The sequence below is a fragment of the Ohtaekwangia sp. genome (assembly GCF_036786105.1).
GTDB lineage: Bacteria > Bacteroidota > Bacteroidia > Cytophagales > Cyclobacteriaceae > Ohtaekwangia.
In genome coordinates, this window is the sequence record NZ_DAIQRQ010000005.1 from 73,029 (window position 1) to 85,929 (window position 12,901).

A 12,901-nucleotide genomic window follows, 5' to 3' on the forward strand; every position below is an offset into this window, starting at 1 on the left:
ACCAATTCCTTGTCCGACAAAAGATTGTTGATGAATCTGCGCAAAATAGTAATCGCGATCGATGGATATTCGGCCTGTGGCAAGAGCTCAACGGCGAAGGAAGTTGCTTCTATATTGGGGTATCGCTACATCGATTCCGGTGCCATGTATCGTGCCGTAACGCTGTACTTTCTGGAACATCACATTTCGCTAACCAATCCCAAAGAAATTACCAAAGCGCTGGAGCAAATTCATATATCATTCAAAATAAATCCCAAGAATGGTACGGATACTTTTTTGAACGGCCTTAACGTGGAAAAAGAGATCCGGAAGATGCGCATCTCTGAAAACGTAAGCCAGGTAAGCACGATTAAAGATGTGCGCACAGCAATGGTTGAGCAGCAACGCCGTATGGGAAAGGAACGAGGCATTGTTATGGATGGTCGCGACATTGGTACGGTTGTGTTCCCCTCTGCTGAATTAAAGCTCTTTATGGTGGCCGATATGCAGGTAAGAGGTTATCGCCGGCAACAGGAATTGCTGGAGCGCGACCAAATGGTAGACCTGGATGATGTGATAGAAAATATCCGTCAGCGAGATCGGATTGATACTACGCGTGCAGAGAGCCCGCTACGACAGGCAGAGGATGCTATTGTTATCGATACAACACATATAGCATTTGATGAACAGGTAGATGAAGTAATTCGCCTGGCCTTGTCGAAAATGGTTTCGGTATCACGCTTGTAAAATATAATATAGGGGTGTAGTAAACCCGTAACCCCATGAACGATGTTAAAGGAGTAAATATATACTTGTCTTCGCTCCTCTATTGAAAACCTGCTCCCATGGAAAGTACGTTCAGACGAATCATTCGCTACTTCTTTAGCGGCACACTATTCATCGTTCCGTTGGTGGCTACGGCCTATTTTATTTTTGTGGCGTTTAGCTGGCTCGACAGTTTGCTGCAATTGCCGTATCCCGGGTTAGGGTTTGTTATCATATTGGTTGCTATCACGATTTTCGGGTATCTCACAACCAACTTCGCATTCAAGACCTTCACAACGTGGTTTGATCATGGTATGAATCGTATTCCACTGGTGAAGCTGATTTACTCTTCGCTGAAAGACCTCCTCAACGCTTTTGTGGGCGATAAAAAGAAATTCAATAAACCGGTACTCGTGTTGATGAACGAAGAGAACCAGTTATACCAGATAGGTTTTATTACACAGGCTGATCTGTCGGAGCTGGGGTTGAAAGACATGGTATCGGTATACCTGCCGCATTCTTATGCTGTATCCGGCTGGCATTTTATCATTCCGAAAGACAGAATTAAACCCCTGAATATTTCAGGGCCAACGGCTATGAAATATATAGTGTCCGGAGGTGTAAGCGGCTTCGGGGAAAACAGTTGAAAATAAAACGGGTGTCTTGCAGAACAAGACACCCGTTTTACTATAGTTCTGTTGGTTATTAGAACTTGAAGGTAACACCACCTGATATAGGTGTAAGTCCAATACTAACCTCACCAAATACGCCAATGTTAGGTTGGAAGAAATAACGTGCACCGGCATAGATGCCTGAGCGTAGTTCGCTTCCGTAGGCATCGTTATAGACAACGCCATTGTCACCAGAATAGCTTGATGTTACAAATCCAATAAATGCTCCTGCATAGGGATCGAATTTTTTATTCGAAACGCGCAGCAACTTGGCAAAGTGATAAGATGCGCGCGCGCCAAAGTCTACAAAGTTGTAAGAATAATCATACTTGTTGTTTCCATACCTGTAACCGTATTTCCAATGTGTGTAGGCCAGGTACCCACCACCGCTGATCTCATCCGTGAAGGCGTATTCTCCATTAACACCGATAGTTACACTGGCACCGCTGCCGGCATAGTAATAACCGAAACCAAGATTGGGGCTCAATAAGAAATCTCCTTTTTTCACTTGGGCTGAAGCGCTGAACTGAGAAAATGAAAGCAGCAGAAAAGCGGCTACTGCCACAAAACGAATGTGTCTTTTCATAGATCGAATTTTTGTTTGGTCAAAATTAAGCAAAGTGTTCCAAACGAAAAATGTGCCGAAATATTTAGAATGAAAAATACTATAGCTATATCGCTGTTATAACCGGTTAACTACCGGATATACCTTATGGTATGATTATTTACCCGGTTAACTGATCACGCCCGAGCCTATTAATTCTTCACCATCATACCAGGCAGCAAACTGCCCGGCGGTAATGCTCTTCATGGGTAAATCAAAAATAATATACAACCCCTCTTCTTTCTTATATAGTGTGCATGGTGCCAGTGGCTGGCGGTAGCGGATGCGCGCTTTGTAGGTAGCCGATTCTCCTGTATGTAGCTGGTGATCGGTTCGTATCCAATGTTCGTCTTCGTTAGGAATGAACAACCCTTTGCGGTATAGCCCCGGATGTTCTTCGCCCATGCCGGTATAAATCACATTGCAGTCTGTGTCGGTACCGATTACAAACAACGGTTCAGGAAAGCCACCGAGGTTTAATCCTTTACGCTGACCAATGGTATAGTAATGTGCACCATTGTGTTCACCCACCACCCGGCCCAATGAAGGCTCAAGTTGATACGGTGCTGTTATCTGTGCAAGATCGCTTTTATCAAAACCATTTTTGAAAGATATGGCATCGGCCGGTATATTAACGATCTTGCCTTTCTTCGGCATTAATCGTTGTTGCAAAAAATCAGGTAAATGTACTTTGCCAACAAAGCACAAACCTTGCGAATCTTTTTTGTCGGCTGTAACCAAACCTATCTCTTTTGCTATAGCACGCACTTCAGGCTTCAGCAAATCGCCAATGGGGAAGAGCGAACGCGAGAGTTGTTCCTGCGTTAGCTGACAAAGAAAATAACTTTGATCTTTATTCGGATCTTTGCCCGACAGCAGTTGATATACTGTTTTGCCGTTTTGTTGTATTTCGCCCTTGCGACAATAATGCCCCGTAGCCACAAAGTCAGCACCGAGCTTTACTGCAGCGTTCAGAAAAACATCAAACTTAATCTCACGGTTACAGAGTACATCCGGGTTGGGTGTGCGACCACGTTGATACTCGGCAAACATATAGTCAACAATACGTGCTTTGTATTGCTCGCTGAGATCGATCGCCTGAAAAGGTATACCAAGGTGCTGGGCAACAATCATAGCATCGTTGCTGTCATCAATCCACGGGCACTCGTTGCTGATCGTTACAGAGTCATCGTGCCAGTTCTTCATGAACATGCCGATCACTTCATAACCTTGTTCTTTGAGAAGATATGCCGACACACTTGAATCTACACCACCAGATAACCCCACAACCACACGTTTTCCTTTTCCAGGTAACGATGGGGTAGCGGTTTCAGCAGGAGAAGTTGATGGTGTGTTTACAGATTCCATTATTTTTTAGAAGTCAAATTCTCGCTCAAAAGTTCATTCACCGTCTCATTAAATTTCTGGATGCCTTGTTCATAATAGAAACCCGTGCCCGGGCCGGAGTATCCTGTATGTATCTTCTTTACTTTTCCATCTTTACCAATGAAAATAGTGGTCGGAAAGGCTACTACTTTATTCAGCATCGGTAGTGTCTCAGCCGCTTTCACCTTGTCGCTTGTGCCGGCAATCACAAAATCGTAGTTTACTTTCAGCTTGGCTACCATTTTCTTCACACGGCTGCTGGCATATTCAAAATCAGGTTTTCGCTCGTAGGCAAGGCCTATGATCTCCACACCACGTTGTTTGTTCTCGTTATACCATGGAGAAAGGAACATGGTTTCATCCATACAGTTTGGACACCACGTACCAAACATCTGCAAGATCACTACTTTGTTTCTATACTTCTCATCGTTAAGGGTTACCATCTTGCCGTTTACATCCGGGAAACTAAATTCGATGCGCTCATAGCCCGGCTTCAGATACGTGAGTGATTCAGGGTTGGGTAACGAAGCACTATCGTTCTTAATGCCTTCCCAAAATTCCATGTGGTTTTTACCGGAGATAAACTCTCCCATCAGTGTACCATCATCTTTTTTGGTTGCACGAAATATATAGGCGTGATTACCGTCAAATGCACTGAGCTGCATAAGGCTGTTCACTACATTACCTTGCAGATAACGATAGTCGCCAGTGGGTGTCATAAAGGTTCCGGTAACACTATCACCTTGTTGTTTAAATATACCAATGGCTTTAGTCGTATCGCGATTACTGATGAATGTCACTTCATATTTACCGGAGAAGTCAGGAATGTTTTGTTGCTCATTTACTTTCTCGAAACGGAAAGTTTGTCCATATACCGCGCTGAAAGGAATGTTATAGTCCTTCTCGTAGTTCTTGATAAATTCGCCCTGTAATGAGTCGCCTTTTATGCGTGCTTTAATGTTGGCATCGAAAATGTGCAGGCCTATATTTATAGAATCATTAGTAACACTTACTTCATCCAGCAGCAAACGCTCTTCTGCATTTCGCAGGTAAATATCATAGCCGCCATCCGCATCGTTCACCACTTCGAAGTTGAATGGCAATTGCTGACCTTGAATTTCGATGATTGCTCGCCACGTGCCGGTACGCAATTCATGAGCAGTTTGCGACTTCTTATCACAAGCAGCTGTCAATATGATAAGCGTAACGGCTATCAGTAGTTTCCTCATGTATATTTATTTGAATCCGGTGCAAAAATGGTATAAAATGGTTTACAATTGGAGAGGAAGTGTGATTTTTGGTACCAAATGACAGATTCAATCGTATGTTTTCTGATTTAAAAGTACTTGAATTAGCCTCTGTACTGGCCGGCCCCAGCGTAGGACAATTTTTTGCTGAGCTGGGAGCAGAGGTTATCAAGGTAGAAAATCCGGTCACAGGTGGTGATGTTACACGCACGTGGAAGCTGGCCGGTGAGCGCACCGATGATCGCTCTGCATATTTCTGCTCGGTGAACTGGGGCAAGCGATCAGTAACGCTCGACCTCACGCTTGAACAAGATCGTGCAAGCGTCTACGAACTGGCCAGCAAAGCTGATATAGTTATTGCCAGCTATAAACCCGGTGATGCTGAGAAATTGGGTGTTGATTACGCAGCCTTATCGAAGCAGAATATGCGATTGATATATGCGCAGATCAGCGGCTATGGCCCGGAGAACCCACGAGTAGGATATGATGCCATTATTCAGGCGGAAGCCGGCTTTATGTTTATGAATGGTGAGCCCGGTGGCCCCTCGCTAAAGATGCCCGTAGCGCTGGTAGATGTATTGGCAGCGCATCATCTCAAAGAAGGTATATTACTGGCTTTGCTCAATCGTGAGCGAACCGGTAAAGGTGATAAAGTAGAAGTGTCGTTGATACAGGCTGCGGCAGCATCACTGGTGAATCAGGCAACGAACTGGCTGGTGGCCGGAAAGCTTCCGCAGAAGCAGGGCTCTGCACATCCAAACATTGCTCCGTATGGAGATGTATATACTACTGCCGATGGGCAAGAGATAATACTGGCAGTAGGCAGCGACCGGCAATTTCAGGATTTATGCGCTATACTGGAAATGCCGGAGATGGCACACGATCACCGATTCAAAACCAATACAGCACGCGTAGAGAACAGAATGGATTTGAATGGGTTGTTGCAAACGCGTATAATTCTATATACCGCAGATGCCTTGATCACCGCTATACATCGAATGAAGATACCCGCGGGTTTTATTCAGAATATGCAACAGGTTTTTGATACTCCCGAAGTAAAGGAACTGCTGCTGAACGATCGGGGCATTACCGGTGTTAAAAGCTTTGTAGCGAAGCTTGGTGGTGTAAAGAAAATAAATTTGCTGGCACCTCCCGGGCTGGGCGAGCATACGAAGGAGATCACATCATGAAGCAGATATTGGAGCGGGGAGATATAGCGTTGTTGATCGATGCCTTTTACGCAAAAGTAAAACAGGATGATCTGCTGGCACCTTTGTTCAGCCATGTAGACTGGCCTCATCACTTGCCGGTGATCTATGATTTCTGGTCATCAATCTTGCTGGGCGATCAAAGTTACAAGCGTAATCCGTTTGAAAAACACCGCGATTTGCCAGTAACACCTGCGCACTTTAACCGCTGGCTGCTGCATTTTGAACGTACGGTTGACGAGCATTTTGAAGGCGAAAAGGCGGAGGAAGCCAAACAGCGAGCCAACAGTATAGCCGGAATTTTTCAACATAAGTTAGGGTTATTAAAGTAACCGGATGGTGGCCCCTTACCGACCATCCGAGAGGGGCTACAGGAACTCTGAACATTTAGCGTTATTTTCGCACCGCCTGGTGCAAAACATAAAATGGTAACAGACGAAATCATCGCAAAAGCTGCCGGTAAACTTCAGCAAAAAGGTTTTCTGGATATTCCGGTAGATAAGCAAACCAATCTGGTGGATGCTATAAACCGCCTGCGCAAAGAGAAAAATGCAGTCATTCTCGCACACTACTATCAAACTCCGGATATACAGGATGTAGCCGACTATGTAGGCGATAGTTTAGGGCTTTCGCAGCAGGCTGCAGCCACCACAGCCGATATGATCGTGTTTGCCGGTGTTCACTTCATGGGGGAAACGGCCAAGATTCTCAACCCTGATAAAAAGGTATTACTGCCTGATTTAAAGGCAGGTTGCTCTCTGGCAGAATCAGCGCCACCGGATCTGTTTCGTAAATTCAAGGAAGCCCATCCTGATCACATCGTGATCACCTATATCAACTGTACAGCCGAGATTAAGGCGATGAGTGATATCATCTGTACATCCGCCAATGCAGAGAAGATTGTAAACGCAGTGCCGAAAGACAAGCCTATCATCTTTGCTCCCGATAAGAACCTGGGTCGTTATCTCATCAATAAAACCGGAAGAGATATGTTGTTGTGGGATGGCGCGTGCATTGTGCACGAAGCCTTTGCAATCGATAAATTACTGGACCTCCACAAACAACATCCGAACGCGAAGATTGTAGCACACCCGGAATCAGAATCACATATATTGAAAGTAGCGCATTATATAGGGTCAACTACCGGTATGATAAACTTCGTGAAGAAAGACGAAGGCAACGAGTATATTATTGCTACAGAAGCCGGTATACTTCACCAGATGGCCAAAGAAGTGCCACACAAAAGTCTTATACCGGCGCCCAGTCATGAAGATAACACCTGCGCCTGCAGCGAATGTGCTTTTATGCGGATGAATACATTGGAGAAACTATATCTTTGTCTCAAGTATGAACTGCCGGAGATACAAGTACCGGAAGATATACGTAAAAAAGCATTGATTCCGATTCAGCGCATGCTGGAAATCTCTAAAAACTGATCATGCCTCAAACAGATGTTCTCATCATCGGTTCCGGTATTGCCGGGCTGTCGTTCGCTATAAAAACAGCCAAGCGCTTTCCCGATCAATCCATTACCGTTATCACCAAAGCAGACGACAGCGAGTCGAACACCAAGTATGCACAAGGTGGTATAGCGGTTGTGCTGGATGAACTTACGGACTCATTTCAAAAACATATAGACGACACGCTGCGCGCAGGCGATGGGTTGTGCGATCGTGAAGTAGTGGAGCTCGTGGTGAAGGAAGGGCCTGAACGTCTGGAAGAGATTATTGACTGGGGGGTTGAGTTCGACCAGGATGAATCGGGCAACCTCGCGCTCGGCCGGGAAGGCGGACATACTGCCAAGCGAATTATACATTATAAAGATATTACCGGCTGGCAGATCGAGCAGAGCTTGTTGAAGCAAGTCAGTACGCTATCGAATATTACTTTACTGTCGCATCATTTCTCGATCGACTTAATTACTGAGCACCATTTCAAGTATAAGATATCGCAGCCACAGCCGGGTATAACATGTTATGGCGCGTATGTAATGGATCAGCATACCTGCAAGATTGAGAAGTATACTGCAAAAGTAACGATGCTGGCCACCGGTGGTTCGGGCCAGGTATATAGAACCACTACCAATCCGCTGATTGCTACAGGCGATGGTGTGGCGATGGCCTATCGCGCTATGGCAAAAGTGCGCGACATGGAATTTGTGCAATTTCATCCCACAGCATTTTATTCGAAAGATGATAATCCTTCGTTCCTGATCACCGAAGCTATACGCGGACACGGTGCTTATCTGCGTGCGAAAGACGGTGAGCGTTTCATGTTTCGATACGATGAACGTGCCGAGCTGGCATCACGCGATATTGTAGCGCAGGCTATCGACAATGAGTTGATTACGCGTGGTGATGAATGTGTATACCTTGATTGTACACATTTGCCGAAAGAAGATTTCGTATCGCATTTCCCGAACATTTATGAGAAGTGTTTGAGCAAAGGCATTGATATAACCCGCGAGATGATTCCGGTAGTGCCTGCTGCACATTACCAATGTGGAGGCATTGAAGTAGATGTGTTCGGAAGAACCTCCATTGCGAATCTATATGCATGCGGAGAATGCTCACGTACCGGACTGCATGGTGCAAACAGACTTGCTTCTAATTCATTGCTGGAAGCTATTGTATTTGCACACCGTTGTTTTACCGATGTTGAAAGTAAACTGAGTTACATTGCAGTGCCTGATACTATACCCGACTGGAATGCAGAGGGCACCACGATACCACGCGAGCAAATTCTCATTACACACAACCGGAAAGAGTTACGTGATCTGATGAGCGATTATGTAGCGATTGTTCGCTCGAACGAGCGCCTGCAACGCGCATTAAAGCGCATCGACATCATGTATCATGAAAACGAAAAACTATACGATGAGGCGGTACTCTCACCGCAGCTTTGTGAGTTGAGAAACTTGCTCACCATTGCCTATATCATTACACGCCAGTCGCTGGAGAGAAAAGAGAATCGCGGAGGTTTCTATAACATTGACCTCGTTCGAAAATAATATATATAGCAGGCAGACTACTTCCTTTCTTCGAGCATTTTTTGGATCGCCATGTACTCATCGCGTAGCTTGGCAGCTTCCATGAACTCCAGTTCCTTCGCTGCTTTCTCCATGGCCTTGCGTGTGCGCTCTGCCATCTTCGTTAATTCTTCTTTGCTGAGATAAGCCACTACCGGATCGGCTGCCAGTGTAACTTCTTCGTTCTCCACATAGTAATTGCGTGTGGATTTTTTCGAGTCGGCCACTTTCGTTTGCCCGAGTATCGCCTCTTTTGATTTAAGAACCGTTTTTGGCGTAATGCCGTTGGCTTTATTATAGTCGAGCTGAATTTTCCTTCTGCGATTCGTTTCTTCAATGGCTACCTGCATTGATTCGGTGATGCTATCGGCATACATAATTACGCGGCCATTCGCGTTACGCGCAGCACGACCGATGGTCTGCACCAGCGAACGTTGATTGCGGAGGAATCCTTCTTTATCGGCATCGAGTATCGCTACCAGCGAAACTTCCGGAAGGTCCAGCCCTTCGCGCAACAAGTTTACACCTACCAGTACATCATATACTCCGAGTCGTAATTCGCGCAGCAGCTCAACGCGTTCCAGTGTGTGCACTTCCGAATGTATATAGCGGCATTTTATACCTACGCGATCCATATACTTGGTAAGCTCTTCAGCCATGCGCTTGGTGAGCGTTGTTACCAGCACGCGTTCATGTTTCTTGACGCGTTCGTCAATCTCTTCAAGCAGATCATCGATCTGATTTTTGCTCGGCCGCACATCGATCTCCGGATCAAGCAATCCTGTAGGACGAATGAGCTGCTCTATTACAACACCTTCTGATTTTCTCAATTCATATTCAGCCGGTGTTGCACTCACATAGATTACCTGGTTGGTGAGCGCTTCAAATTCATTGAACGTCAGCGGGCGGTTATCCAGCGCGGAGGGAAGACGAAAACCATAGTCTACCAGGTTTACTTTGCGTGAGCGGTCGCCACCCCACATGGCCCGTATCTGTGGTACCGTTACGTGGCTCTCATCAATCACGATTAAAAAGTCATCAGGGAAATAATCGATGAGGCAGAACGGACGTGCACCCGGTAAGCGCCTGTCGAAGTAGCGTGAGTAATTTTCTATACCGGAGCAATATCCCAGCTCACGCATCATCTCGATGTCAAACTCAGTACGTTCCTTTAAACGCTTTGCTTCAAGGTGTCGCAGCTCCGTTTCAAACATCTTTACCTGTGCTACCATGTCGTCCTGTATCTCACGTATAGCCTGGTGCAGTAAATCTTTGCCTGTTACGAAGAGGTTTGCCGGAAAGATGGTTACTACTTTTTCATCTGAAATTTTTTTGCCTGTATGCGGATCGATGCGTTGAATGGATTCTATTTCATCGCCCCAAAAATATATCCGTATAGCATAATCGGCATACGCCAGAAATACATCTACTGTATCACCTTTCACACGGAATGTGCCGCGTTTAAAATCAAGCTCTGTGCGATGATAGAGTATATCAACCAATGCAAACAGCAGCTTGTTGCGCGCGATCACTTCTCCCGCTTTCAGCTTGATCACATTTTTTCCAAACTCTTCCGGGTTACCGATACCATATATACACGATACCGATGCTACTACAATAACATCCCTTCGGCCGGTGAGCAGGGAAGAGGTAGCACTCAGCCGTAGCTTCTCGATCTCTTCGTTAATGGAAAGATCTTTTTCGATATAAAGATTGGAAGAAGGTATAAATGCTTCCGGCTGATAATAGTCGTAGTACGATATAAAATACTCCACAGCATTCTCCGGAAAGAATTGTTTGAACTCTCCATACAATTGTGCTGCAAGCGTTTTGTTATGACTCAAAACCAGTGTCGGCCGATTGCTCTGCGCAATCACATTGGCCATGGTAAATGTTTTTCCGGATCCTGTTACACCTAAAAGTGTCTGGTGTGCCTCGCCTTCGTTAAGACCTCTTATCAATTGTTTGATCGCCTGAGGCTGATCGCCGGTAGGCACGTATTCGCTGTTGAGTTTGAAATCCATGAAGTAAGTTAATCGTTATCCTTCGAGTAAGTTACACGTTATCCGTTAATGGTTAATCGTCTTGCGGTGTGAAATAGTTCAATGGGAGAACCTCCACTTGTACCTCAAAACCATTCCTAACGAATAGTAATGGCCTTGTGTTTCTATCACTGGCAATAAAAAAACAAGAGTCGCCCGGCTTTGAGCGACTCTCGTTTATCTGTTAATCGTTTTTATCCGTTAATCGTTATTAGCTATCCGTTATTAGTTATTGGCTTGTCGTTTAACTCTTAACCTGTAACGGTTAACGGCTACACGTTAGTTATTCCAGATGGTCCACGACTTCTCAGCCTGTACATGCAGCATCTCCAATCCGTTTTTAATAGTTGCATTGCGCATTTCTGACTTTTGCAGGAACAGCGTGCGGGCCGGATTGTAGATCAGGTCGTATACATAGTGCTCGCTGCCAATGTGCTCGTAATTGATCGGCGGCATCGCTTCCGTTTTGGGGCTCATGCCGAGCGGTGTTGTATTGATGATCAGTTTTGAATTTTCAATGAGTGAAGGATTCTTATCGAGATCTTCGTACGTAATAATGCCTGATTTTGCTTCGCGTGAAACCAACTGATAATCGATCTTCAGTTTCTTCAGCGCTTCCTGTACTGCTTTAGAGGAGCCGCCCGTTCCGAGAACAAGCGCCTTGAACGTTTTATCTTTAGGCAACCACTTCTCCAGCGTTTCGAAAAATGCGTCTGAATCGGTATTGAATCCTTTCAACTTGCCATCTTTTATACTGATCACATTCACTGCACCAATTTTCTTGGCAAAGCCATCTACTTCGTCCAGGTATTTGAGCACTTGTTCTTTGTAAGGGATGGTAACGTTGAGACCGGTAAGGCCCTTTGTATCTTTTAAAAGGCTTTCGATTTCGGTGATGTTGCCTAACGGAAATAATTCGTAGCGGTAGTCTCGCAGACCTTCGCGAAAAAATTTCTCATCAAAATAAGACTTTGAGAACGAATGACTAACGGTTCCCCCGATTAGTCCGAATACTTTTTCCATGTTAGATGTTTGTTTTAAGTCTTGCCGTAATTCTTTCTGTTAATACTACTATAAACACACCGAGGGCCATCATAAGTATGGCTTGAAAAACGTGCGGATCTTTACCGGTAAGGGTAACATAATCCCAGGGTAACACGCTTTTTTCAGCTACGGGCACCTGTTCTCCAGAGCCGTTGGTAACATACTGCTGTACCTGGCGCCAGGGCCATACTTTGTTAAGCGAACCCAGCATAAAGCCCGCCATGAAAGCTACAGCCGTGTTGCGGTAGTTATTCAGTACCCAGCTGAATACTCTGCTAAAGCCGAGGAGACCGATAACACCACCCATGAGAAACGTGATCAATACGATGCCATTAAATTTTGATACCGCATTGATAACCGCCTGATAGCGGTTAATGAACACCAGCAGAAATGCTCCCGACACTCCGGGCAGCAACATTCCGCAGCTGCACAATACGCCGGCTACAAAGATCATCCACAATGCAGCGGGTAATTGTAATGCATTCAGTCGCGTTAATGTGTACATGATTACAATTCCTGCTAAAAAAGCGAGCACCGTTCCAGCTGTCCAGCGGGTGATTTTGCGTAAGGCCAGCGGGGCCGCAATCAGAATCAATCCAAATAACAATGACCACAACGGAATGGAATAATACCGCAGCAGATACGCCATGGAAGGGGCGAGGAGGAATATGCTGGTAAAAATTCCTGCGAAAACGGTGAGAAGGAAATTGCCATTGATCTTTTGCCAAAATTCCGCAAAGCGGAATTTAACCAGCAGGCTGAAAGCCTCGCGATCAATGGCTCGGATGGAATATATAAGTTCCTGGTGTATTCCGGTAACAAAAGCCACAGTGCCTCCCGATATACCGGGAATAACATCCACGGCCCCCATGCTTAGTCCTTTTACGTAGAGTAGAATATAGTCCAGTGCTTTCTTCAATACGTTGT

At 45.4% G+C, this 12,901-nt stretch carries 12 protein-coding genes; 6 read left to right on the plus strand and 6 right to left on the minus strand.

Annotated features, from left to right (window positions below):
* Window positions 1–36: 36 nt before the first annotated feature.
* Both cmk and V7Q33_RS04155 read left to right on the plus strand, forming a co-directional pair.
* Window positions 37–726 carry a (d)CMP kinase gene (cmk, locus tag V7Q33_RS04150; protein ID WP_331982884.1) on the plus strand — a complete coding sequence of 230 codons (690 nt, stop codon included), beginning with the start codon at window positions 37–39 and terminating at the stop codon, window positions 724–726.
* A gap of 98 nt (window positions 727–824) precedes the next feature.
* Entirely contained in the window at window positions 825–1,391 is a 567-nt protein-coding gene (locus V7Q33_RS04155; RefSeq protein ID WP_331982846.1) for a DUF502 domain-containing protein, read from the plus strand.
* Window positions 1,392–1,449: 58 nt separating this feature from the next.
* Here V7Q33_RS04155 and V7Q33_RS04160 read toward each other — a convergent pair whose 3' ends face one another.
* The 3 genes from V7Q33_RS04160 to V7Q33_RS04170 all read right to left on the minus strand — a co-directional run bounded on the left by V7Q33_RS04160 (window position 1,450) and on the right by V7Q33_RS04170 (window position 4,634).
* A complete protein-coding gene (locus V7Q33_RS04160) occupies window positions 1,450–2,001 on the minus strand; it encodes an outer membrane beta-barrel protein (RefSeq protein WP_331982848.1) in 552 nt (183 codons plus the stop codon).
* Between the two features lie 147 nt (window positions 2,002–2,148).
* Window positions 2,149–3,387 carry a tRNA 2-thiouridine(34) synthase MnmA gene (gene mnmA, locus V7Q33_RS04165; protein WP_331982850.1) on the minus strand — a complete coding sequence of 413 codons (1,239 nt, stop codon included), beginning with the start codon at window positions 3,385–3,387 and terminating at the stop codon, window positions 2,149–2,151.
* Window positions 3,387–4,634, minus strand: coding sequence for a peroxiredoxin family protein (locus V7Q33_RS04170; protein WP_331982852.1), 1,248 nt, complete (start codon window positions 4,632–4,634; stop codon window positions 3,387–3,389). The genes mnmA and V7Q33_RS04170 overlap by 1 nt, the downstream gene beginning before the upstream one ends.
* 95 nt (window positions 4,635–4,729) lie before the next feature.
* Between V7Q33_RS04170 and V7Q33_RS04175 the strand changes: the two genes are divergently transcribed.
* From V7Q33_RS04175 to nadB, 4 genes are all read left to right on the plus strand, one after another.
* Window positions 4,730–5,842, plus strand: coding sequence for a CaiB/BaiF CoA transferase family protein (locus tag V7Q33_RS04175; protein ID WP_333818986.1), 1,113 nt, complete (start codon window positions 4,730–4,732; stop codon window positions 5,840–5,842).
* Window positions 5,839–6,192, plus strand: coding sequence for a group III truncated hemoglobin (locus tag V7Q33_RS04180; protein WP_331982856.1), 354 nt, complete (start codon window positions 5,839–5,841; stop codon window positions 6,190–6,192). The genes V7Q33_RS04175 and V7Q33_RS04180 overlap by 4 nt, the downstream gene beginning before the upstream one ends.
* A 93-nt stretch (window positions 6,193–6,285) precedes the next feature.
* Window positions 6,286–7,296: a quinolinate synthase NadA gene (gene nadA / locus V7Q33_RS04185; RefSeq protein ID WP_333818987.1), complete on the plus strand. Its 1,011-nt coding sequence runs from the start codon at window positions 6,286–6,288 to the stop codon at window positions 7,294–7,296.
* Between the two features lie 2 nt (window positions 7,297–7,298).
* Window positions 7,299–8,870 (plus strand): L-aspartate oxidase, encoded by a 1,572-nt coding sequence (nadB, locus tag V7Q33_RS04190; protein WP_331982860.1) that lies wholly within the window; start codon window positions 7,299–7,301, stop codon window positions 8,868–8,870.
* Window positions 8,871–8,887: 17 nt separating this feature from the next.
* Here the strand turns inward: nadB and uvrB are convergent, their stop codons facing one another.
* The 3 genes from uvrB to V7Q33_RS04205 form a co-directional block, all read right to left on the minus strand.
* The gene (gene uvrB, locus V7Q33_RS04195; RefSeq protein ID WP_331982862.1) at window positions 8,888–10,912 is read right to left on the minus strand and encodes an excinuclease ABC subunit UvrB; all 2,025 of its coding nucleotides are present in this window, start codon (window positions 10,910–10,912) and stop codon (window positions 8,888–8,890) included.
* 297 nt (window positions 10,913–11,209) lie between these two features.
* Window positions 11,210–11,953 (minus strand): shikimate dehydrogenase family protein, encoded by a 744-nt coding sequence (locus V7Q33_RS04200; RefSeq protein ID WP_331982864.1) that lies wholly within the window; start codon window positions 11,951–11,953, stop codon window positions 11,210–11,212.
* A 1-nt stretch (window position 11,954) separates the two neighbouring features.
* Entirely contained in the window at window positions 11,955–12,893 is a 939-nt protein-coding gene (locus tag V7Q33_RS04205) for a DUF368 domain-containing protein (RefSeq protein ID WP_333818988.1), read from the minus strand.
* Window positions 12,894–12,901: the final 8 nt, after the last annotated feature.